This is a genomic window from Phyllobacterium sp. 0TCS1.6A (assembly GCF_026420825.1).
In the GTDB taxonomy this organism is placed as follows: domain Bacteria; phylum Pseudomonadota; class Alphaproteobacteria; order Rhizobiales; family Rhizobiaceae; genus Phyllobacterium.
This window is the reverse complement of record NZ_JAPMAB010000012.1, coordinates 110,058-132,047: the sequence shown is the minus strand read 5'-3', so window position 1 is coordinate 132,047 and position 21,990 is coordinate 110,058. Positions and strand designations below refer to the sequence as shown.

General features: G+C 59.8%; 17 protein-coding genes. 7 read left to right on the top strand and 10 right to left on the bottom strand.

Annotated elements, in window-relative coordinates:
- Positions 1–392 precede the first annotated feature (392 nt).
- Positions 393–2,342, top strand: coding sequence for a M23 family metallopeptidase (locus tag OSJ75_RS21540; protein ID WP_250019364.1), 1,950 nt, complete (start codon positions 393–395; stop codon positions 2,340–2,342).
- A 15-nt stretch (positions 2,343–2,357) separates the two neighbouring features.
- Here the strand turns inward: OSJ75_RS21540 and OSJ75_RS21535 are convergent, their stop codons facing one another.
- From OSJ75_RS21535 to OSJ75_RS21520, 4 genes are all read right to left on the bottom strand, one after another.
- The gene (locus OSJ75_RS21535; RefSeq protein ID WP_267229464.1) at positions 2,358–3,713 is read right to left on the bottom strand and encodes a L,D-transpeptidase; all 1,356 of its coding nucleotides are present in this window, start codon (positions 3,711–3,713) and stop codon (positions 2,358–2,360) included.
- A gap of 161 nt (positions 3,714–3,874) precedes the next feature.
- Positions 3,875–6,487, bottom strand: a complete 2,613-nt coding sequence (clpB, locus tag OSJ75_RS21530) for an ATP-dependent chaperone ClpB (RefSeq protein ID WP_267229463.1) — start codon at positions 6,485–6,487, stop codon at positions 3,875–3,877.
- 144 nt (positions 6,488–6,631) lie between these two features.
- Positions 6,632–6,871 carry a DUF1127 domain-containing protein gene (locus tag OSJ75_RS21525; protein ID WP_250019361.1) on the bottom strand — a complete coding sequence of 80 codons (240 nt, stop codon included), beginning with the start codon at positions 6,869–6,871 and terminating at the stop codon, positions 6,632–6,634.
- Positions 6,872–6,881: 10 nt separating this feature from the next.
- Positions 6,882–7,472 carry a TetR/AcrR family transcriptional regulator gene (locus tag OSJ75_RS21520; RefSeq protein WP_267229462.1) on the bottom strand — a complete coding sequence of 197 codons (591 nt, stop codon included), beginning with the start codon at positions 7,470–7,472 and terminating at the stop codon, positions 6,882–6,884.
- 127 nt (positions 7,473–7,599) lie between these two features.
- Here OSJ75_RS21520 and OSJ75_RS21515 point away from each other — a divergent pair, with 127 nt between their 5' ends.
- Positions 7,600–8,715: a D-TA family PLP-dependent enzyme gene (locus OSJ75_RS21515; RefSeq protein WP_416362597.1), complete on the top strand. Its 1,116-nt coding sequence runs from the start codon at positions 7,600–7,602 to the stop codon at positions 8,713–8,715.
- Here OSJ75_RS21515 and OSJ75_RS21510 read toward each other — a convergent pair whose 3' ends face one another.
- Positions 8,716–11,184, bottom strand: coding sequence for an EAL domain-containing protein (locus tag OSJ75_RS21510; protein WP_267229460.1), 2,469 nt, complete (start codon positions 11,182–11,184; stop codon positions 8,716–8,718).
- Positions 11,185–11,658: 474 nt separating this feature from the next.
- On the opposite strand from OSJ75_RS21510, the gene kduD reads away from it, so the two are divergent.
- Positions 11,659–12,414, top strand: coding sequence for a 2-dehydro-3-deoxy-D-gluconate 5-dehydrogenase KduD (gene kduD, locus OSJ75_RS21505; RefSeq protein ID WP_267229469.1), 756 nt, complete (start codon positions 11,659–11,661; stop codon positions 12,412–12,414).
- Positions 12,415–12,425: 11 nt separating this feature from the next.
- Here kduD and repC read toward each other — a convergent pair whose 3' ends face one another.
- The 3 genes from repC to repA form a co-directional block, all read right to left on the bottom strand.
- Entirely contained in the window at positions 12,426–13,694 is a 1,269-nt protein-coding gene (gene repC, locus OSJ75_RS21500) for a plasmid replication protein RepC (protein ID WP_267229468.1), read from the bottom strand.
- A gap of 278 nt (positions 13,695–13,972) precedes the next feature.
- Positions 13,973–15,025: a plasmid partitioning protein RepB gene (repB, locus tag OSJ75_RS21495; protein WP_267229459.1), complete on the bottom strand. Its 1,053-nt coding sequence runs from the start codon at positions 15,023–15,025 to the stop codon at positions 13,973–13,975.
- Positions 15,026–15,037: 12 nt separating this feature from the next.
- Complete coding sequence (gene repA / locus OSJ75_RS21490) at positions 15,038–16,312, bottom strand: plasmid partitioning protein RepA (RefSeq protein ID WP_371929614.1); 1,275 nt, start codon at positions 16,310–16,312, stop codon at positions 15,038–15,040.
- Positions 16,313–16,831: 519 nt separating this feature from the next.
- Between repA and OSJ75_RS21485 the strand changes: the two genes are divergently transcribed.
- Positions 16,832–17,281, top strand: a complete 450-nt coding sequence (locus OSJ75_RS21485) for a PTS sugar transporter subunit IIA (protein ID WP_267229457.1) — start codon at positions 16,832–16,834, stop codon at positions 17,279–17,281.
- Positions 17,282–17,330: 49 nt separating this feature from the next.
- On the opposite strand, the gene OSJ75_RS21480 is transcribed toward OSJ75_RS21485, so the two are convergent.
- Positions 17,331–17,513, bottom strand: coding sequence for a hypothetical protein (locus OSJ75_RS21480; RefSeq protein ID WP_267229456.1), 183 nt, complete (start codon positions 17,511–17,513; stop codon positions 17,331–17,333).
- A 207-nt stretch (positions 17,514–17,720) separates the two neighbouring features.
- On the opposite strand from OSJ75_RS21480, the gene OSJ75_RS21475 reads away from it, so the two are divergent.
- The 3 genes from OSJ75_RS21475 to OSJ75_RS21465 are packed head-to-tail and all read left to right on the top strand — an operon-like array spanning position 17,721 to position 19,202.
- Positions 17,721–17,882, top strand: a complete 162-nt coding sequence (locus tag OSJ75_RS21475; RefSeq protein ID WP_267229455.1) for a hypothetical protein — start codon at positions 17,721–17,723, stop codon at positions 17,880–17,882.
- A gap of 33 nt (positions 17,883–17,915) precedes the next feature.
- On the top strand, positions 17,916–18,896 hold the full coding sequence (dapA, locus tag OSJ75_RS21470; protein ID WP_267229454.1) for a 4-hydroxy-tetrahydrodipicolinate synthase: 981 nt from the start codon (positions 17,916–17,918) through the stop codon (positions 18,894–18,896).
- Positions 18,897–18,947: 51 nt separating this feature from the next.
- Positions 18,948–19,202 carry a hypothetical protein gene (locus OSJ75_RS21465; protein WP_250019352.1) on the top strand — a complete coding sequence of 85 codons (255 nt, stop codon included), beginning with the start codon at positions 18,948–18,950 and terminating at the stop codon, positions 19,200–19,202.
- 31 nt (positions 19,203–19,233) lie between these two features.
- Here OSJ75_RS21465 and OSJ75_RS21460 read toward each other — a convergent pair whose 3' ends face one another.
- The gene (locus OSJ75_RS21460) at positions 19,234–21,849 is read right to left on the bottom strand and encodes a glycosyltransferase family 39 protein (RefSeq protein WP_267229452.1); all 2,616 of its coding nucleotides are present in this window, start codon (positions 21,847–21,849) and stop codon (positions 19,234–19,236) included.
- Between the last annotated feature and the right edge of the window lie 141 nt (positions 21,850–21,990).

Here is a 21,990-nt window from a genome sequence, read left to right as displayed (position 1 = left end):
GCGCAACCAGCAACCGCCAGCGGCGTCCCGCCCTCGTTGGTGCCGTATATAGACAACCTAACTCATAAGTGTCAACTGGCTTTTTGAAGTTAATGTGAAAAACATGACGGAAATGTATCAGCCCGTCTCCGTCCCTATAAACCCCGTCTCTATCCATATAAACCATGCGAACCATGCCCTGCGGGCCACAAACCCGCCCGATTTCCACCCTAGCGCTGCAATCGGCTCGCGGATGAAGGCTGGATGCTTGTCCTCGACGGCGCACATTGCGTTGACACGGGGCGCGTCACGGGGCAAAACTGCGGTCACTTTTTGCGGGCCCGGCAATCGGCCCCATGGCCTTCTCAGCGCCACAACCTGCAACGGCTACGACGGAATCGATATTTGATCGTATGAATGAGTATGAGGGGCAATCACTGATCGATCCCGGCAATGAGCCGCCGTTGATCACGGATGGACGACGCGGGCCGCCGGATCGGCGCGAGATTTCCGCACGTTGGCTTGCCGGCACCTTTCTCACCGGGATCACGTCGAGCGTCCTCATGGGCGTTGCCCTCTTTGCCGCGCTCGATGGCCGCGAGCAGCTGGCGACTCCGCCCGAAATCATGGCGCGCAACGCCATGCCCGGCGCCAGTTCCGGTGATGTGACCAAGGGGCCGCGCGTCGCCGCGACCGTACCGATACAGAAGAACAGGGATCGCCGGCGGCTCGACGTCTCGACGATGTTCAAGGAGGGCGAGCGCGACGTCGTGCGCACCATGCCCTTCGAGCTCGTCCGCATTTCGCTCGCCGACGTGCACAACAGCAATCGCCGCTACCCGCCCTTCAATCCGCTCAATGTCTTTGCCGAGGCCAATACCGGCCAGAATCCCGCGCCGCGCACCGGCCTGATCTATGGCGCGAAGGTGGAAAGCGAAGTCAGCCTGCGTACGGTCGAGTTTCCGATCGCCAGCGCCCAATATGATCCATCGGACGATCTGAGCGTCGACGAGGTCGAGCAGGTCGTGCGCAATACCGGCTCGCTGCTCTCCGACGGCGCCATCCAGGTTGCCTCGCTGCATTATGTCGATCCGCTGCGCTTCGGCTCGGACGAAGACCCATACAATCTGCGCAGTCCGCTCGCGGTCAAGATCATCCAGGAGAATGTCAGCGTCTCGCCACGCCTCACGGAGGATGCCGAGGGCGCGGGCTATTCCGAGGAACTCATACCCTTCCGCAGCGACAAGAACGTCCTCGCCGCCCTCAACGATTCCGGCTACGAGAACAGCGACGCGACAGGCATGTCGGATGCCATCGCCAAGCTCCTCAACTCGCCGCGACTGAAGGCGGGCAGCGTGCTCCGTCTCGGCGTCGAATCCAGGAACGGCATCGACCAGATCATCCGGGCGAGCGTCTATAATCGCACCACGCATGTCCTGACCATCGCGCTCAACGACCGGGGCCAATATGTGCCCGCGGACGAACCGGAAGTCACGCCGGGCCTGCAGCTCGCCTTCGACGACAGCCCGCCGCTGATGCGGCGCGCGGACGATCTGCCAAGCGTCTATGATGGCATCTACCGCGCCGGCATCGCCTACGGCATGACCGACACGATGATCCAGCAATTGATCCGCATGCTGGCGTCGGATGTGGATTTCCAGGCGCGCCTGTCGCCGTCCGACAAGCTCGAAGCACTGTTTTCGCTGCCGGAAGGCTCGGACAAGGCCGATAGCCAATCCGAGATCCTTTATGTCTCGGCCAATTTCTCCGGCGAGACACGCCGCTTCTACCGTTTCCACAATGATGACGGCACGACCGATTACTATGATGAGAACGGCAAGAGCTCCAAGCAGTTCCTGATCCGCAAGCCCGTGCCCAATGGCGTCTTCCGGTCACCCTTCGGCATGCGGCGCCATCCGATCCTCGGCTATTCCCGCATGCATACCGGCGTCGACTGGTCCGCACCGCGCGGAACGCCGATCATCGCATCGGGCAATGGTGTGGTCGAGCGCGCCGGATGGACCAATGGATATGGCAACCAGACCATCATTCGCCATTCCAATGGTTATGAGAGCAGCTATTCGCACCAGAATGCCATCGCCAGCGGCGTGACGCCTGGCTCCAAGGTCCGGCAGGGCCAGGTGATCGGCTATGTCGGCTCCACCGGACTGTCCACCGGTCCGCATCTGCACTATGAAGTCATCGTCAACGGCTCGAAGGTCGATCCGATGCGTATCCGCCTGCCCAGCGGCGGCGAACTGCGTGGCGACGACCTCCTCGCATTCAAGCGCGAGCGCGAACGCATCGACCAGCTGCTGCTGGATGATGGCTCGCCGACGACGAAGGTCGCCGCCAGCGGTTGACCGCCCCGAAGCCTTCTATTCGTGAAACTCTACCGTGACGCCCTTTTGCACGAGCTTTGAAAGCTCGGTTGCATCCCAGTTGGTCAGGCGCACGCAGCCATGGCTGCTGGTCTTGCCGATCTTCGACGGTTCGGGCGTGCCGTGAATGCCGTAGGTCGGCTTCGACAGAGCTATCCAGACCGTCCCGACCGGCCCGTTCGGCCCCGGGGGAATGGTAAGCACCTTGTCGTTCTGCCCCTGCTTGAAATTCAGCTTCGGGTTATAGGTATAATTCGGATTGAGCGCGATCCGCTCGACCTGAACCGTGCCGGATGGCGAGGGCGTATCGCTTGACCCGATGGTGGCGGGATAGGCCACGACCAGCTTGCCCTCGGCATTGTAGCCGCGGACCTGCTTGCGGCCCTTGTCGGCGATAATGCGGGTAACGCCGCCGCCGGCGCTCTGGCCGATATTGGCAATCTGGATGGTGATGCCGGGCGTATTGAAATCGAGACCCTTGTTGATCTCCTTCAGATAGGCCTCATCCATGTGGAATCGCTCGGCGAGCATCTCCGCCACCGACGTAAAGGCCATGCGCTCCAGCTGGGCCTTGTGGCCGTAATCCTCCGGAATGGACGCAACGAAGGGATAGGCCGCATCTTCCGCTGTGATCGTATAGGACACGAAAGCCGGTCCGCCCGTCTGTTCGAGCGAGGCATTGATGCCCTCCTCGTTCAGCGGATCGAACTGCTGTCCCGTCATTTCCTCGAAGGCGGCGACGGCTTTATCGACATTGCCACCCTTTCGACCATCGATTACGCCGGGCGATACCCCGATCCGGTCGAGAAGAACCTGGATCGCTGCGATCTTCGCCTTGGCTCCCTGCCCTTTCGGCAGCTCCACCGAAGGCGCAGGATTCGGATGCGCCGGTATCTGTTCCTGCTGTGCGCCGAAATTGTCCTGCGGATTGGTCGGGTCATAAAGGCCCGGGCCGCTATCGGCCGGAGGCAGCGGCGCGCGGTCTACATTGCCGTAATCCTGTTCCGACGGCAGCGGCTCCCCGCGGGGATACGGGTCGTTGGAAATCGCGCCGGTATCATAGGGATCCTGCGGCGGCTCCGGGAAATAATCCGCGCCCTGGTCATACCGCGAATCGGGTTCCTCGATGGATACGATGCGGCCGCGCCGATCGACAATGACCCTGCGGCCATATTCGTCGATATAGGCGCGCGGCTCTTCCCGGCGCGAATAGCGTTCGCGCTCGAAGAACTGTGCCAGCGTGTAGGCTTTCTGACCGGCGATCCCGCCCGGCGCGTAAGGCGACGCAAAGGCAGACGTGCCAGCAGACAGCCCCAAAACCAATCCCACCAGTAAGCAACGATCAAGCGCCATTCTTCAGCTTCCGTTCGGCTAACAATTCATAACCATAAATGACGGCATTTTCTGCATTTATGGTTAATGGCTAAAAGATGATTGTCGCATTTATGCGATGAAGGCGACATGAAAATGGCCGCCCTGCGGCGGCCATCGATTTTTGCAAGCTGCGGCTCGCGTCAGGCGGCTTCGCTGCTCGCAGCGTCTTCCGTCGTCCTTGCGGTGCGGAAATTGAGCCTGTCGGACCCTGTCGTGATCTTGACGGTGGACCCGTCCAGTATCTCGCCAAGCAGGATCTTCTCCGCCAGCGGATCCTGGACTTCCTTCTGTATCACCCGCTTCAGCGGCCGGGCCCCATAGGCGGGATCGTAGCCGCGGTCGGCGAGCCAGCCGGTAGCCTCGCCGTCGAGCTTGAGCACGATCTTGCGGTCGGCCAGCAGCGCTTGCAGACGCTCGAGCTGGATATGCACGATCTTGTCCATCTCGCGGCGCTTCAGCCGGTGGAAAAGGATCACCTCGTCGACCCGGTTGAGGAATTCCGGGCGGAACGACGCCTTGACGACATTCATGACCTCGTCACGCACCGATTCCACATCCTGGTCCTCGCCGAGCGAGACAAGATATTCGGCACCGAGATTGGACGTCATGACGATCAGCGTGTTGCGGAAATCCACAGTCCGGCCCTGACCGTCGGTCAGCCGCCCATCGTCCAGCACCTGCAGCAGCACGTTGAACACATCCGGATGTGCCTTTTCGATCTCGTCGAAAAGCACGACCTGATAGGGCCGGCGCCGCACGGCTTCGGTCAGGGCACCGCCCTCCTCATAGCCGACATAGCCGGGAGGAGCGCCGATCAGCCGGGAAACGGAGTGTTTCTCCATATATTCCGACATATCGAGGCGAACCATGGCGGTCTCGTCCGAAAACAGGAAGGATGCCAGCGCTTTGGTCAGCTCCGTCTTGCCGACGCCGGTCGGCCCGAGGAAGATGAACGAACCGATCGGCCGGTTGGGATCCTGAAGACCGGCACGCGCCCTGCGGACGGCCTTGGAGACCGCTTGCACCGCCTCGCCCTGGCCGACGACCCGCTTGGCGAGTTCGTCTTCCATCCGCAGCAGCTTCTCCCTTTCGCCCTCAAGCATCCGATCGACGGGAATGCCCGTCCAGCGCGAAACGACCTGGGCGATATGATCCGGCGTCACCGTCTCCTCGACCATGGATACGGAGCCGTCATGCTGCTCCGCCTGGGCAAGCTCCTTCTCGAGCTGCGGGATCGTGCCATAGGCCAGTTCGCCGGCCTTCTGGTACTCGCCATTGCGCTGCGCCGAAGCGAGCGCATTGCGGGCATCATCGAGCTGCCGCTTCAGATCCGCCGCATGGCCGAGCTTCTGCTTTTCGGCCTGCCAGGCATTGGTCAAGGCTGTCGATTGCTCTTCGAGATCGGCAAGCTCCTTCTCCAGCCGCCCAAGCCGGTCACGCGAGGCATTGTCCGTTTCGACCTTCAGCGCTTCCCGCTCGATCTTCAGCTGCATGATGCGGCGGTCGACCTCGTCGAGCTCGTCCGGCTTGGAATCCACCTGCATGCGCAGGCGCGCCGCGCCTTCATCGATCAGGTCGATCGCCTTGTCCGGCAGGAAGCGGTCGGTGATGTAGCGGTTGGACAGGGTCGCAGCCGAGACCAGGGCCGAATCGGAAATCCGCACCTTGTGGTGCTGCTCGTATTTTTCCTTCAGGCCGCGCAGAATGGAGATCGTATCCTCCACCGTCGGTTCGTCCACGAAGACGGGCTGGAAGCGCCGCGCCAGCGCCGGGTCTTTCTCGACATGCTTTCGATATTCGTCAAGCGTGGTCGCGCCAACGCAGTGCAGCTCGCCCCGCGCCAATGCCGGCTTCAGCAGGTTGGAAGCATCCATGGCACCTTCGCTCTTGCCTGCGCCGATCAGCGTGTGCATCTCATCGATGAAGAGGATGATGTTGCCATTCGCGGAGGTGACTTCCGAGAGCACGCCCTTGAGGCGCTCCTCGAACTCGCCGCGATATTTCGCGCCGGCGATCAGCGCACCCATGTCGAGCGCCATCAACTGTTTGTCCCGGAGCGATTCCGGCACATCGCCATTGATGATGCGCAGGGCCAGGCCTTCGGCGATGGCCGTCTTGCCGACGCCCGGCTCGCCGATAAGGACAGGATTGTTCTTCGTGCGGCGGGAAAGGACCTGGATCGTGCGGCGGATCTCGTCATCGCGGCCGATGACAGGGTCGAGCTTGCCGCTGCGCGCGTCGGCCGTGAGGTCCCGCGCGTATTTCTTCAAGGCATCATAGGTGTTTTCGGCCGAGGCGGAATCGGCCGTCCGCCCCTTGCGGATATCGTTGATAACGGCATTGAGCGCCGTCGGCGTAACACCGGCGCGGGTAAGAATTTCAGATGTCTTCGCGGATTTTTCGATCGCGAGTGCGGTCAGAAGCCGCTCGACGGTGACGAAACTGTCCCCGGCCTTCTTTGCCACTTCTTCGGCGGTCGTGAATATCTTGGCGAGAGGCTGCGCGAGGTAGAGCTGGCCATTGCCGCCCGTGACCTTGGGCATGGCTTCAAGTGCTGCCTGCAAACCCAGCCGCACATCCGCGACCCGGCCGCCGGCGCGTTCGATCAGGGACGCTGCGAGGCCTTCCTCGTCGTCCACCAGGACCTTCAGCAAATGCTCCGGCGCGAATTGCTGATGATTGGACGAAAGTGCGAAAGTCTGCGCCGACTGGATGAAGCCGCGGACCCGCTCCGTATATTTCTCGATGTTCATTCTCTTGTCTCCTTTCCCGGCCAATCCGCAATGGGCATTGACCGGTGCGATGGTGACGGGCCCCCTATTGAGGCAGACCCATTTCTATGCGCCCAATATGGGAATCTGTCACCACGGAAGCAAGATCGCGTTCATTGCTTTTTGTCAGCCTGCACGGCGGTCCAGCTCTTCCGCCTCCGCCCTGGTAAGACCAATGTCGGAGAGGAGATGATCGCTCAGCCGGGCAAGCCTGCGCCCGTCCGTGTCCGCATCCGCTCCCCTCCTCCACCATGCGGCCAGCCGTTCGAGCAGGACCACCCTGCCGACCTGCCGCGGCTCGACCTTTGCCAGTGCCCGATAGTTCGGTTCGATTTCTAGTAGACCAGTCGTCTCGACATATGCCATGATGAATCTCCTATTTGTCTCCGGCGAGCAGTCCTTCGAGAGCCATGGCCCTGAAACGCTGCAACGGTTTGATGCTGCCTTCTGCTTTCATTCGGATGAGCGCGCCTTCATAGGCGTCGATGAGAAATGCTGCCGCCTCGTCCGGCTCGAGATGATCCGGCAGTTCGCCGACGTCCCGTGCCTCACGCAGCACACTCTTGAAATCCTCCTGCCACGCGGTGAAAGACCGGTTCAATTCCTTGCGCAATACCTCGCTATGGGCCGCGATGGACTGTGAAAGATTGCCGAGCAGGCATCCGCAGGTTGGATCGCCTGCCCCGTAGATGTTTTCATAATATTCGAAATAAGCCCGGAGCCGATCGAGCGGCGACTTCGAACGATCACCGAACAATTGCGCGCGCACCACTCTGTTGCGCTCGCAATAGGTCGTGAGTACCGCCGAAGCAAAATCCTCCTTGCTTTCGAAGAAGTGATAAAAGGACCCTTTCGGCACGCCCGCAGATTTGAGGATAGGGCCTATGCCCGCGCCCTCATATCCATGCGAGAGAAGGGCTTTCAGGCCCTCGTCTATCAGTACTGCTCGTGTGTCGATCTTGCTCATGGTGTTATAATAGACCAGTCGTCTAGTAGATGCAAGCCTCGTTTGCGAGCTTCGATTGCAGCTGTCGCGAAGGCTCCAATATCTGCCGGCCTAGCCAGCCCGCTATGCGCTGCTCGCGCCGACCGATATGCTGGCCACGAGCATTGCGGACGAATCGCAAGCCCGACGCGGAACGGAGACTGAAGTGACACTCGCAAACATCGATACCCCGGCCGTGCTGATCGATATTGATCGTGTCGAAGCCAATCTGCAGCGTTTCCAGGCCTATGCGGATCGACATGGTCTCGCGGTCCGCCCGCATATAAAGACGCACAAGCTGCCGCGCTTCGCCTTGCGGCAAGTCGAACTCGGGGCCGTCGGAATTACCTGCCAAAAACTCGGCGAAGCCGAAATCATGGCCGATGCCGGCCTCAGCGACATTCTCATTCCCTATAATATTGTCGGCGCGGCCAAGCTGGCGCGTCTCCTCGCTTTGCATGGCCGCACGACGTTGCGGGTCACGGCCGACAGCGCGGCAACGGTCGCCGGCCTCGCCAGGACTTTTGCGCAATCGGCGAAACCGCTGGAAGTCCTGGTCGAGTGCGACACGGGAATGGGCAGATGCGGCGTACAGACGCCGGAGGAAGCGCTGGATCTGGCCAAGCTGATCGACACCGCGCGTGGCCTCCGCTTCAAAGGGTTCATGACCTACCCCAAGACCGGCGCCGTCGAAGCCAATGAAGCTTTCCTTGCCCGAGCGAAGGCCCTCGCAATCGCCGCCAGTCTCGAGCCAGGCATCGTCTCGAATGGCGGCTCGCCCGATATGTGGCGGGCCCATGAGGTAAGGACGGCCACGGAGCATAGGCCCGGGACCTATATCTACATGGACCGCTTCCAGGTGTCGAAAGGGGGCGGCAGTTGGGACGATTGCGCCCTCACCGTTCTCGCGACCATCGTGAGCCGCCCGACGGAGAATCGCGCCATCATCGATGCGGGTTCAAAGTCCCTGACCAGCGATACATTCGGCATGGAAGGCTTCGGCAGGATCGTCGAACATCCTGACGCCGTCATCACCTCGCTCAGCGAGGAGCATGGGACGGTCGACATATCCCGCTGCGCGCGAAAACCCGATATCGGCGATCGCGTGCGCGTCATTCCGAACCACGCCTGCGTCGTGTCGAACCTCTTCGACACAGTGACACTCATTTCCAACGACCGCATCGTTGCCGTGGAACCGGTTGCGGCGCGCGGCAGGGTAGATTAGCTACACGGCAGCCGGCTCTTCCACCGCGAACCGCGCCATGAACCTGCTCGGTGCCATAGGCCGGCCCAGAGCCGGGCCCATGCCATAGCCGCAGCCGCATTCCACGAATTTCGGTATCATCGAAGCATCTCCGACATCCGCCACGATCGCTTCCATGCCGAGCTCGTCCGCCATACGGCAGGTCGAGCGCAGGAGCGCGAGCCCCTTTTCGATATCGCCAGACAAGTACTGCGTCAGGTCCATCAGGAAGCTGTCGTAGGGCGTAAACGAAAGGTGCTGAACCATTGCATCCGCCCGGCTCGACTGGTCGAGGCTGAGATGAAAGCCCAGCGACCGCAATCGCTCCGTGGACCGCACAAGCTGCTGGTCTTCAAGCAACATCGTGTTCGGCACCATGACAAACCGGATATTGTCGGCCTTGATGTCCCAGTCGCGCCGCAGTTCCGAAACCCGCTCGATAAAAAGCGGGTCGAGAAGCTGAACGGGATAGATATCGATCGCGATCTGCAATGTCTGAGCCGGATATTGCAGCCCGAACATATGCAGGAACTCGAAGCTCTGAGACAGGGCAAAGAAGCCCACATGCCGTATTGCACCTGTTTTTTCCAGCACAGGCAGGAACCGGCTCTCATCCATGGTTCCAAGCTGCGGATGGTGCCAGACCACGCGACTATGCGCGCCATGCACAAGCCTGGTTTCGAGGTCCAGGACAGGCTCGAGCTCGATTGCAAACTCTCCCCGCGCCACCGCCTGCGCAACGTCACCGCTCAGTTCGACGACTTCCCGCATATTCTGGACCATTGCCGAATTGTGCCAGACGGGTCCGGCAGTCCCCGACTCGAGAGCATGGTGCAAGGCGCCCATCGCGCGACGAAGCAGATCGTCAAACTGGTCCGCCGCGTTGTCGCGGCTGCTGACCGCCAATTGGAGTTCAGGCGTCGTGGACAACCCCTCATGTTCGACCGGCTTCTGCAGATGTGAAAACACTTCACCGACACGATGACGATCGATGGCGGCGGCGCCACCAATGAGGCACGCAATCTGATGGCCATTGACGATACCGGTTACCGCGCCATCCAGTTCCTCGCCTAGAAGCGCGATGATGCTTCCGACCATATGATCCAGGGCCGCCGGGCCATAGATGCCGCTGACATAGCCGGAATTGCGGATGTCGATAAGGAGAAGCTCGACATGGCTGGTCTGCATCTTCGCATAATGCGCGGCCAGGCCGGCATGGTTGAGATGGCCTGTTGCCGTGTCGTGGTAGGCAAGAAACTCCAGCCGCTGCTGGTTTTCGCGCAGAGCCCCCCGCATCCTCTCGATGACATCGGCGAGAATACCAAGCTCGGATATTCTGGATCGCACCGAGATCGACCTGTCGAGCCGAAGGCTACCGAGATCGGTTACCACCTGCGACAGCCGCTGCAACGGCGTCACGACCCGCGATGCAACCCACGCCGTCACGCCAAGACTGAAAAGCAGTCCGCACAATAGAACCAGCCACTGCTTGTAGTCCCAAAGCGCCGCTTCCGAAAACTCCGGCGCGAGTTCGACCATAAGCTTCCAGCCGGAAAGATTGTCGCCAGCGACCGGGACGCTCGCATAGATGGCCTCGGCGTTCGCATCAGTCGCCTCGTAAGGCCTGATCTCAAGAACACCGTTATTCATGGCTATGACCTGCCCGAAGGGCGTGAGAATACCGACCCGCTCCAGCGTATTGGTTCTTGCTTCCTGGAGAAAAACAGCAATCCGCCCCAGACAGACCTCGACACCGAGAACACCCAGCGGTCGGCCGTCCTTGCCGTCGATCCGGGCGACACGCATAATGCGCCAGTTTTCCGAACTCGACCAGCGAAGTGCGCATATTCTCCCGCTATTATAAGGGGGACTCCACCGGACATCGGGCGAAGTGATGCCGGTTGCGTACCATGGTCGCCGACTGGTGACGAAATCCTCGTTCGTCCGTGTCTCATTGCCCAGATACATCGTCAGCGGGTTGCGGTCGCCAGCCGGAGCCACTGCCCGCCCGAGAAACTCCGCATCATCGACGCTCAGCCTGGTTATTCCTTCCAATCGGCCGGTAACGTCACCAAAGGTGATGAAATTGACCACCGCCGGAATTTCCGACGAGCGTAGCCGTTCCTGCGGGATGAGGTCGAAAATGCAGTCCGACGTATCACATCCGCGATTGATCACGTTGCGATGCAGCGTATCGAAATACTCCGCGCTTGGAGCGGTCAGTTCAGCAAGGTGTCGGGCAAGGTCTTCAGCCAGGAGCTGGGCGGTCCGTTCCGAGTAGACACGTACCAGCTCCGTCTGCTCAGCCCGCAGGATAACGCCGAACGCCGCAAACAGGAGCAGCAGCAACGCCAATAGCGGCAGCCCGATCACAGCCGCAACGGGAACCCGGCTGCGCCGCAAAAAGGACCGATTATTCGCTGCTTCTAATTCATTGTCCCCGGCAATCATGGAGCCATCCTGAAACTAAGTAAAATACATCGATAATAAAAATTTCTGCCCCTTCAGACGAGCTTTCGCCATTTCCGGGACAAAATCTGACGACAACAGGCAAATCTGAACTCCGGTGAAAAGCGGAGACGTCGGCAAGTTGAAAGTATGATTATATACAACACGACTAGATGACAATCTACAACCCGCTGCAATTGCAATCTGCGGTGCTGTTCAACGCTCGATTGCCAGGCTCAATGCGGCGGATGGGCCAGGCGCGGCGCTGCTTGCCAGAACTGAAATATTAGAATATTTCTGCCCGGCTCTCCGGAGGAACTCTGCCGTCTTTGGTCATATCCCCGTAACGACTTGCCCGTACTTGTCGCGAAACCGACGATAGCCGAACTCTCCGATCCGTAGCGCTTTCCGCCCGAATACCTGGCGTCAGCCAGACGAAGCGCAGCCGACGTGAAAACAAAGGGAATATCGATGGCAATGAAGGAACTTTTCGATCTCTCCGGCCAGGTTGCCATAGTGACCGGCGCCAATACCGGTATAGGCCAGGCCATCGCTGTCGCATTGGCCAATGCCGGCGCGTCGATTGCTGCTGTCGGCCGCTCTTCCATGGACGAAACCCGCGCCCTCGTCGAGGCGACCAATGCCCGGTTCACCGCGATCAAGGCCGATCTCTCTTCGGTCGAGCCTATCGGTGACATCATATCGAACACCATCGAAACGCTGGGCGGGCTCGATATTCTCGTCAACAATGCCGGCATCATCAAACGCAATGACTCCGTCGATTTCACCGAAGCGGATTGGGATGCTGTCATCGATACCAACCTGAAGTCGGCATTCTTCCTTTCGCAGGCGGCCGGACGTCACATGATCGCCCAGGGACGCGGCAAGATCATCAATATTGCCTCGCTTCTTTCGTTCCAGGGTGGAATACGCATCCCTTCCTATACGGCGTCCAAAAGCGGACTGGCCGGCATAACCCGCCTTCTCGCTTGCGAATGGGCCGCCAAGGGCGTCAACGTGAACGGCATAGCCCCCGGCTACTTCGTCACCAACAACACGACTGCCCTGCGCGAAGATCCCGAGCGCAGCACCCAGATCCTCGCCCGCATCCCGGCTGGCCGCTGGGGCGATCCCGGAGACATCGCCGGCGCGGCGGTATTCCTTGCTTCGCGCGCGTCGGATTATGTGCATGGCACCATTCTTCCCGTGGACGGCGGCTGGCTCGCACGATAATCCCCGCTCCCTCACTGTGAGGAACTTGAGCGCGGGGCACCATCCAGGGCCTTGAGTACCGGAAGCACCGAATACTGGCCGATTTCAGCTCGATCGGTCAGCGCTCTCAGATAGCCGCCGGGCGAGCGGATATCGCCGGCCCGTTCAAGGATCGCGGCCACGGTGATGGATGCGTTGATATCGCCCATTGCATCACGCGCCCTTTGCCAGGCATCCGGCGAAACACCGAGCACGGAACGCACGAGCGCTGCGGTCTGCATCAGGTCGCGCCAATTTCCGATGCCGTCGCGCGCATAATCACGGATTTGCGGACACGCCTGCAACACGACTTCCAACGGTATCGAGGTTCCGCCGCTTGTGCCGGATTTCGGTGGCTCGGCCGCGGCGCGCGGGCCGTTATCAGACCTTGATCGTCGGGCTTCGTCCAATCGCCGGCGTAGTTTCTCCATTGCTGCCGCCCGTCCTGCAGCTTCCTTCCAATTTTCAGGCTCGGCATTTCGCCTCTGGCCCTTTTCCTGGGCCCTTTCAAATTGGTGATCTATATTTGAATTCTGAATATGGCGCTCAAAAGAAGAGTCAGTGCCGCTCATTTCTTGTTCTGACAATGTATTTAGATATGCCTTCTCCACCTTTGCACGCAGCACCCTGAGCGCATCGCGGCGGCTCCCGAGCGCTTCGGCCGTGGCATTGCGAGCAACACGCCCGGACAGCGCCGCAAGTTCCTCGCAATAGGCGCTCCAGTCGCCAGGACGCGCCTCGTTGAAGCCCGCCTCGATCGTCTTGGCAATGTCACGCAGATGAATGGTAATCTCGCTCCTCAGCCGCTGTATCGTTCGGGCAAAGTCGCGTGCCGCTGCGGCGTGCCGCTCTATTTCCTGCGCACGCAGTGCAAGCGGCGAAAGATCGAAGCCAAAGGCATGCTCTATTTCCCCACTATCGCCACGGCGCGCGTATCGCTTGCCGTTCGGGCTGTCACGGCGAATGATCAGTCCGATCTCGACCAGCACCGCCAGATGGCGCCTGATCGTTGCCGCAGCCATGCCGCGCGTGCGCATGGAAAGCTCGGCATTGGACGGAAAGACGATCAGCGGCTGCGTCCCGTCCAGCATCGTATCCGGATGGAAGCTCAAAAGGGCTTCCACCACGGAAATGGTCCTGTCGGACAGATTGAACGCAGTTCGTGCCTCGGTCAAAGACCGCAGCAATGTCCACTTCTCGGCGGAATTCTCTGCATTTTCCGCGCTTTTCAAGCGGGCTCGCGCTGTTCTTTCCTGCGCCATTATCATGGCGCGCGACAGCGATCGCCCGCCAAATGGCGTCGTTGCAAAACGATCGGTCATGTTCCTTCACCTCGATTTGAGGCAATGAAAAGGTGTGCCGGAACGCGTCCAACTCTTGACAAGTCAGGGTGGAAGTGATTCTCTCGAATTGCTACATTGAAGAGGGCTTCCGGGGCGGTAACGTTCTGGGGGCCTTTTTTCTTGCCGTTGATTTCCTTCTCGTTGGCTTCCTTGATTTGCGTCTCAACTCACGCAGACAAACGCATGCGGGACCGGGCTCAACCGGTCTTTCTGTCCCGATACCGAGCCAGAAGTCCTTCCAGTTCCGCGGCAACATATTCGGCGAACCCTTCCGGAAGCTGCTCCGAGAAGGTCAGTACATGGCGTCCCTTTTCGATATCAAGCCGGGCAATCTTGCCCGCCTGCGGTTGCGCCGCCGCATGCGCCGATGCTGGCCGGGCTGGCAGTTTCACCGGTTCGATACGCTTGAGCAGGCGCGCAAACACCAGATTGAACCGCGCATTGCTGTCTGCCGCCTGGAAGGGTCCGCGACTGATCTCGTCGTGAGCAAGCGCCTGCGCATCCGCCGCCTTGAACAGTTCCGCCAGGCGCACCCAGCGCGGACGGCCGACCTTGGGCGCCGGGCCAATGGCGCGAATGATGGTGAACGGGACTGCGGCCGCGACCTGCAAGTACCGCGTCATCTCGGCCTTATCGAGCGAAAGCGCGTCCTGGACCAGACCGCGTTCAAAGCCGCGCTCGATGAGGTTTCTGGCAAAGAAGGCGCGCTCGATGAACGACAGGTCCCGCCTTTCGGTATTCTCCTTGCCCTGCGCCAGGACAAGCTGTGTATCGCTCAATTCACGGATGATCGCCTGGACCGGCTTGCCGATGCGCGAGGCCGCGCGAAGACGGCGATGTCCGTAGGCGGTCTGATAACGGCCGGGATTCTCCGGGTGCGGCCGCACAAGAATAGGCACCTGCTGGCCATTCTGGCTGATGCTCTCGACCAGAGCTTCGAAATTCTCGTCGAAACCCGAGGTCGGGCTCAACCTGTCTTCGACGAAAGACGTATCGATGAGATTGGGATCGAGCTCGACGATCCGCTCGGCCCCCGCCAGACTGTCCTTCAACCGGCGCGCATCCTCGATCTCGCGCGATATGCCGCCGAGCGACAATCCCATGGCCTTTACCGCACCAGATGCGGAACGCGGCTTGGCGATTTCCGCCGGGGCGGCGCTCTGAGACGATGCCGTTTCGGCATTCGGCGCGGCAGGTTCCACCGTGCCGAACAAGGCCTTCAACTGATCTCTACGGTTTCTGTCGGTCACGCGCTCGCCTCCTCAAACCGGCCGGTTCCAGGCCTTGTAGATAAGGCTCTGTATCTCGGAATTGACGGATGTAAGGGACTCGATGGCCCGGTCATAGGTCGCCCGGGTAAAGCTGTCCCGGGAGACTTCGTAAAGCGTCTGCTTCGTCAGTCCGGCATCGGAAAACGCCGTCGATTTGACGACTGACGAGGTCAGTACCCGATCGCCGAAGAGCGAGCGGAGAAATCCTGCAATCTGCTGCTGCGGTGCGTCGTTCGGCTCGAAACGCGTGATCAGATAGCGCGTGAAGTCGAAATTCAGCTCGCCGCCCGCCTCGCGCACGACTGCCAGCAGATCGGCCGTCATGAACAGGAACTGGCTCATGGAGGCCACGTCCAGCATTTGCGGGTGAACGGTGACGAGAACGGAGGTGGCGGCGCACAGCGCGGACAGGGTGAGGAAGCCCAGTTGCGGCGGGCAGTCGATGACGACCACGTCGTAATCATCGGCGACCGTATCCAGTGCGGCCTGGACCCGGGCGAAGAACATCTGCTGTTCTATGCTCTGCTGGGCCCCGTGCTGGCGATCGGCAAGCATTTGCGGCGTGGTATGTTCGAATTCCTGCAGTTCCAGATTGCCGGGGATGAGATCGAGCCCGTCGAAATAGGTCTTGCAGATAATGTCACTCAGGAGGCGACGTTCGCCATCGTAACGAATGGCGCCATACAGGGTGTCATTGCCGGTCAGATCGAGCTCCGGCTGATAGCCGAAGAGCGCCGACATAGAGGCCTGGGGATCGAGGTCCACCGCCAGCACGCGAAATCCCGACATCGCCAGATGCTGCGCCAGATGGGCGCTGGTGGTCGTCTTGCCAGAGCCCCCCTTGAAATTCGTCACCGCGATGACCTGCATATGTTCGCCGGCGGAGGGATCGCGGTGCGGAAGATAAGTGCGAGCCTTGGGGCCACCAGCATCGGCGAGGTGCCGGCGCAAGGCGTTGATCTCGGCAAGGCTGTACAGCCTGCGGCCGCCGGTGCCCGTCTCCGGCTTTGGTCCCTCGCCCGCAATCGACAACTGGCGCAGATAACCATCGGACACGCCGATCAGCTTTGCAGCCTCGCCACTGGTGAACTTCCGCAAGGTCTTCTGCGCTGTCGGCGGAAACAGCCGATTGCGCATGGCCTGCAATTGCGCGGACAACATTTCTGCGTCAGCGGCGATCGCCCGGTCAGCCGTTGGTGCAGCAGGCCAAGCGGCTGCATCGGGCGACGACGCATCCAGTTGGTCTTCTTGTGCTGCTCGCATCATCATGGACTATCTTCCTATTCGCCAATTGCATGTGCCTATCGGCGCGCCGCGGACAATGCGCCGATTCGACAGAAAAACCAAAGGGGTAACGCTTGTTTGGAATTTAACGTTGGGACCGAGCGCTAACACCAGAGACCGCCGGTAACGTTATTTGCACCACAAACCCCTTCAAACCGTAACCAAACTGCGGAAAGAAGCGAGTCGCGTCAAGCACTTTATCGTTAACGGAAATTAACCATTTACCAGCGAAATCTACCGCTATCCCCAGCCAACTTCAGGGGCGCCTAGGATGCGGATCCAGACAGATCGAGCCGGCGGTACGGATGAGAGCCCGATGATAGGGCTGGACGCAAGACCAGCCGCTCTGAGGCCCGGCCGGCCCCCTCACACTTATCAGTTTTTTATATCTTTGCCCGGTCTGCATAATCGAAAAAATATGTGCCCGCATCTAAGGTTCACCTGTCGCCTTACCGGCCGTAAAGCGGCCTGTAGAACCATGAACCTTGCGCTGAGAACCCGATGAAACTGAACGACTACATTCGGCCTGATAATGTCGCCATCGACCTGAATGCCGTAACAAAATCGCATCTTTTCCAGTTGCTGGCAGCAAAAGCAGCGTTGATCACCAAAGTTCCGGGCGACGAAATTCAGCGCGCATTGCTGAAACGGGAAGAACTGGGATCTACCGGAATCGGACACGGCGTCGCCATTCCGCACACGCGCATGGGCGGGATCGAAACGCCCACGGCAATTCTAGTACGGTTGAGACAGCCGATCGATTTCGATTCCATAGATGAAGCGCCAGTCGACATCATGTTGATGCTACTCACCCCGACGACGGAGCCGAACCAGCATCTCAACGTCCTTGCCTGCTTTTCGCGGAGACTTGGCGCCGCCGGCGTGCTCGGTCGAATGCGATCGGCCACAACTGCCAGGGCACTCCATGATTGCATCGCTTCAAAAGCATGAACGCGCCGGCAGCCGCCACGTTTGAGAGGACGTGCCGATAGCGGACATCTCATATGCGGATGGCAATCAGTGCCACCAGCACGGTGAGGGTAAGCGTAAAAACCAGGACGGCCCAGTCAGCATCGTTCAGCCGCGCCCGGGTGGACTTGCCGGAGCGGACGCCCTCCGAACCGCTCTGGGCGAGCAACAGGACCACAACAATGATTGCAAGTACGATATTCAGGTCGTGCATGGCATCAAACTCTTTGCAGAGATGAAGCCTAGTTACAACAATATAGGAAATCCATTATTCAAACTATCGATTACTATAAAAAATTCATATGAGCACGGCGGTTACATTCCACCATATAGTAATGATTTTATATCTCATCCACCCGCCCGACATGGATTCTATATGGAGGGGCTTTTACTTTTCGATCAACAACCGAGGAGTAATCGCATGCCCTTACCTCCAGGCGCACTTGCTGCGGAAACCTATCCGAAACCCGACCTGCCACGAAAACACCGGACCGAACTGCTCGCCAGCGGCATCCTGGCGGCGGCTGTCCTTCTGGTCGCTGCCCTGAGATTCGGACTGGCGCTGCACTACTCCGTGCAGTGAACGCAAATCCTTCCATTTGAAAGATCTCCAATCATGAACAGCGAATCCCGAGCTGAACGTTTCAAGGGCGTGATGACGGCTCTTGTCACCCCCTTCAAGAACGAGAATGTCGACTACGAGGCCTTGGCGTCCCTGGCGGAATGGCAGATCCAATCCGGAATCGATGCTCTCGTGCCTTGTGGCACGACCGGAGAAGCGCCCACACTCACCTGGGAGGAGCGGCTGAAGATCATCAAGACCTGTGTCAGGATTTCAAATGGCCGGGTTCCGGTGATTGCGGGCACCGGCACGAACTGTACGCGATCGACTATTGCACAGACGATTTCAGCACAGGCATGTGGTGCCGAGGCAGTACTCATCGTCACGCCCTATTACAACAAACCCAATCAGGAGGGCATTGCAAAGCACTTCGAGGCCATCGCCAATAATACCGACATTCCGATCATCGCATATAATGTACCATCGAGAACCGGCGTCGACATTGCCGTTTCCACGCTCGACAGAATGGCCCAGCTACCATCCATCATCGGAATCAAGGACGCCACCGGCGATGCAAGACGATCGGAAGGCATCCGAACGATCTTTGGCGCAAGGTTCAACCTCCTATCGGGTCACGATGAAACGGCGGCCGGATTCATGCTGTCGGGCGGCGACGGCGTCATATCGGTCGCGTCCAATGTGTTGCCGCATGTCCTTGCCGCGATGTATCGAGCCTGCAAGAACGGCCGCTGGTCTACCGTCCGATATATTCAGGACAGGATCGCCCCTGTGCTCAAGGCTTTCAGCCTTGAAACCAATCCCTGTCCGGTGAAATACGGCCTCAGGCATCGCCTCGGGCTAAGCGATGAAGTTCGCTTGCCGCTGGTGCCAGTGACATCCGAGACCGCGTATCAGATCCGGACCGCGTTGAATCATCTTGGCGGGCAGATCGAAAAGGACGGCAGCGAGGCCATCGAGGATTGGACCAGGACTCCGCAACTGTCGGCCTCAACGCCGCTGGCGTGGCGTTTGTGACCCATGTCAATGCGTTCAGCAACCTCTGGAAATTGGCGAAAGCGGGCAATCATGGGATATTTGGATAAACGGCATGACAACTCCAACACGTACTGCCGGTTCATTGTCGGGCGCAACATCGACGGCGATTGGGTTGTATGCGACAGCCAGCGGCTGGTCGGTGGATTGTTTGCCGATAAGGAGTCTGCCGTGCATTTCGCCAGAGCGCAGAGCGAGCACTCGCCGGGTGCGGTCTGGTGCGCCGATGACGGCAGCTGTCTCATCGTCGATCCTTGGCAAGACCTGGGCGCGACATCGGCTTCCTGATCCGGCGTCCGGTGAGGATATCCATCGTCCGCTATCTCGCCGCCGTGATGGATCGATCTCTGAGATCAAATCCTGTCCTGTAGTAGAAGCTGCCGATATTCACGCCGTGTTTGGTTATTACCTGTTGCTGGATTTCCGTGAGCCGGGAAAAGCGCTCCGCCAAGCCCTCCTGTTCCAGTTCATGCCGTTTCAGGCTGAACAGAACAGCGGTCTTGCCCCGCAAGTCCTCAGGCTTGAACCAGTAATCATACATCAAGCTATTTTTGCCGACCGCGCCGCTACCAACGGAGCTATCTACTCCGTTTCCGTCTCGCCGATTATAAAAGGCAACCTCGCTGGCGAGGAAGTATTTGTCCATCCCAATGAGCAGAACCTGCGCGCCAGTCGCCTCCTCGACAGATTGCTGCACCGACCCTACGGCGGTGCCGAGTTCCCTCCAGGCGACAGGTAGTGTCCGAATGGTCCCGACATAGCCGGCCATCGGCAGACCAAGGACGAGATAATGTAGCCCAAGCCCATAGATTACGAGCGTCGAGGCGACGGTTGGGACCCACAAACCCTGGAAAATGCGACCGAACTTCCCGGCATTGTCAGTTGCTGCAACCGCCATGAAGGCGATCATCGGAAGAAGCGCAAGCCAAACGGGCCCGGTCCAGTTCAGCTTGACCGTGTGAAACAGACTGAAGCCTATGAATACCGAAAGCGGCACCAGCGTATAGACGGCGATAAAACGCGATCGACGGACAGCGTCTGTATCGTCCATCTCCACGCCGCGTGTCAGAATGCGCTTGCCGGCGCGAATTGCAGCCAGCAGTCCAAACGGCGTGAGTAAGATTGCCGCGCTGCCGACGAGTGCAGGGAACGAGAAATTGAAAGAATTGTCGAGGCGGCGTGTGCTCTGAAAGGCAAACGAGGCCCAATCGTTCACGGCGTTCCACACAACAACTGGCGAAAAGAGGATCACCGCGACCAGGGCAGCACCATAGGGCTCCGGCCGCCTCAGCCAATGCCGCGCCCCAGGCTCCAGGAGCAGAAAGACGAGCGTAGCGGGCCCGAGGAGGATGATCGTGTATTTGGACAGCATCCCGAGCCCGATACATACCCCTACGCCCCACCACGCCCGGCGTTGCTCGCCCACGAGTGCCCGCTCCAGAAAATAGAGTGCGCCCGCCCAGGCGGCGGTGAGCGGGGCATCCGGCATCATCATCAGGCCCGTGGAGAAGAAAAACGGCATGATCGATACAAAAAGCACGCTGGCAAGTCCGGCCGATTTGCCGAAAAGATTTCTGGTTAGGCCGAACGCAAAGAATGCAGTTGCTGCCCAGACACCGAAAGCGCCGATCCTTACGCCATATTCGTTGTTGCCGAACAGTCCTGTGCCAAGCCAGATGAGCCACGCAACCATCGGAGGATGGTCAAGATATCCGATATCGAGGTGCTGGGAGTAGTTCCAGTAATATGCTTCCTCCGGAAGGAGATCCACCAATCCGAGATATGCCAGGCGCAGCGCAAGGACGTACACCAGAACGCCGATAGCTGCGATGCGCCATCGGGTGTCATGCGGCACGCGAGGGTTCAGGGACGGGAACACAAAAAAGGCATTGCCGAGATAATTGACGATTGCCGCAGCGCCGACGCCCAGGACAATGGCGGCTTGCGCCGGCCATCCGAGGATTTCGATTGCTCCCGCGAGGACGCCGCCTCGCAGCGCGAATGCCAGCAGGCACACCGTAACGAAGCGAAACCAGCGTTTCCAATCCCGCTCCCTGACATCGCCGGCAAAAGCCCATCGCGAGTTCAGGACATAATTGATGATCGTGGCTGCGAAGAAGCTGGTGGCATGCGCTGCTCCCAGGCCGATTCCCGCCTCGATCAGAAGCTGGAACATGATGAGATCGAAGGCGAGGCCGACAAGACCGACCCCGGCGAAACGCGTCGCATTTCCAAGCGACACCGCCCCGCCGGACAGGACAAGAAGGCGACGTGCAAAGCTCATCATCTGCCCCCAGCCGATCTTGGATTTGCCCCGTACACGGTCACGGAAGACGATCGGCACTTCCGTCAACCGGAGGTCGCCTCCACCCTCCGCTATGATTTCGAGCCCGATCTTGAATCCGATGGCCTCTGGATCAACCGCTAGAAGACGCTCCTTCCGCACAGCGAAGAACCCGGACATGGGGTCCCGCAGATCGCACAAGGGCCAGGCCAAGGCGCCGCCGAGCCGCGACAGCAAGCGGCGCGAACCCGGCCAATCCGGGGTCGCGCCACCTGCCACATATCGGCTCCCTACGACCATGTCGCTCGTGCCGGTGATAATCGGCTGAACGAGATCGTGGATCTGTTCAACCGGATGGCTGAGATCGGCATCCATGACGACAATGATGGTGCCTGTAGCCGACTGCGCCGCCTGCAGGACATCACCTGCCAGTCCCTGCGTTCCATCTCCGCAGACAAGCCTGACCGGCGCCCTTGCTTCCCACGCCCGGACGCGGTCGCGTGTTCCGTCGGTCGATCCACCATCGGCGACCAGCACTTCGAGTATCATGTCCGCGGCGGACTGGGAGAGGACGGACGACAGAAGCAGGTCGATATTTTCGGCTTCGTCGAGCGTTGGCACGACGACCGAAATGGTTTGAACGTGTTTCATGAAAATTTGCGGGCTCTGCGAAGAGAAGTTCTACGAATAGAGGCCAGGCCTCAGGGCGACAGGTGCCGGCGAGGCTCACGTCATGGTCCGTGCGAACCGCGTCCCTCCGCCCGTGCTCCGGATGGCGAAGCCGCAGTCCGG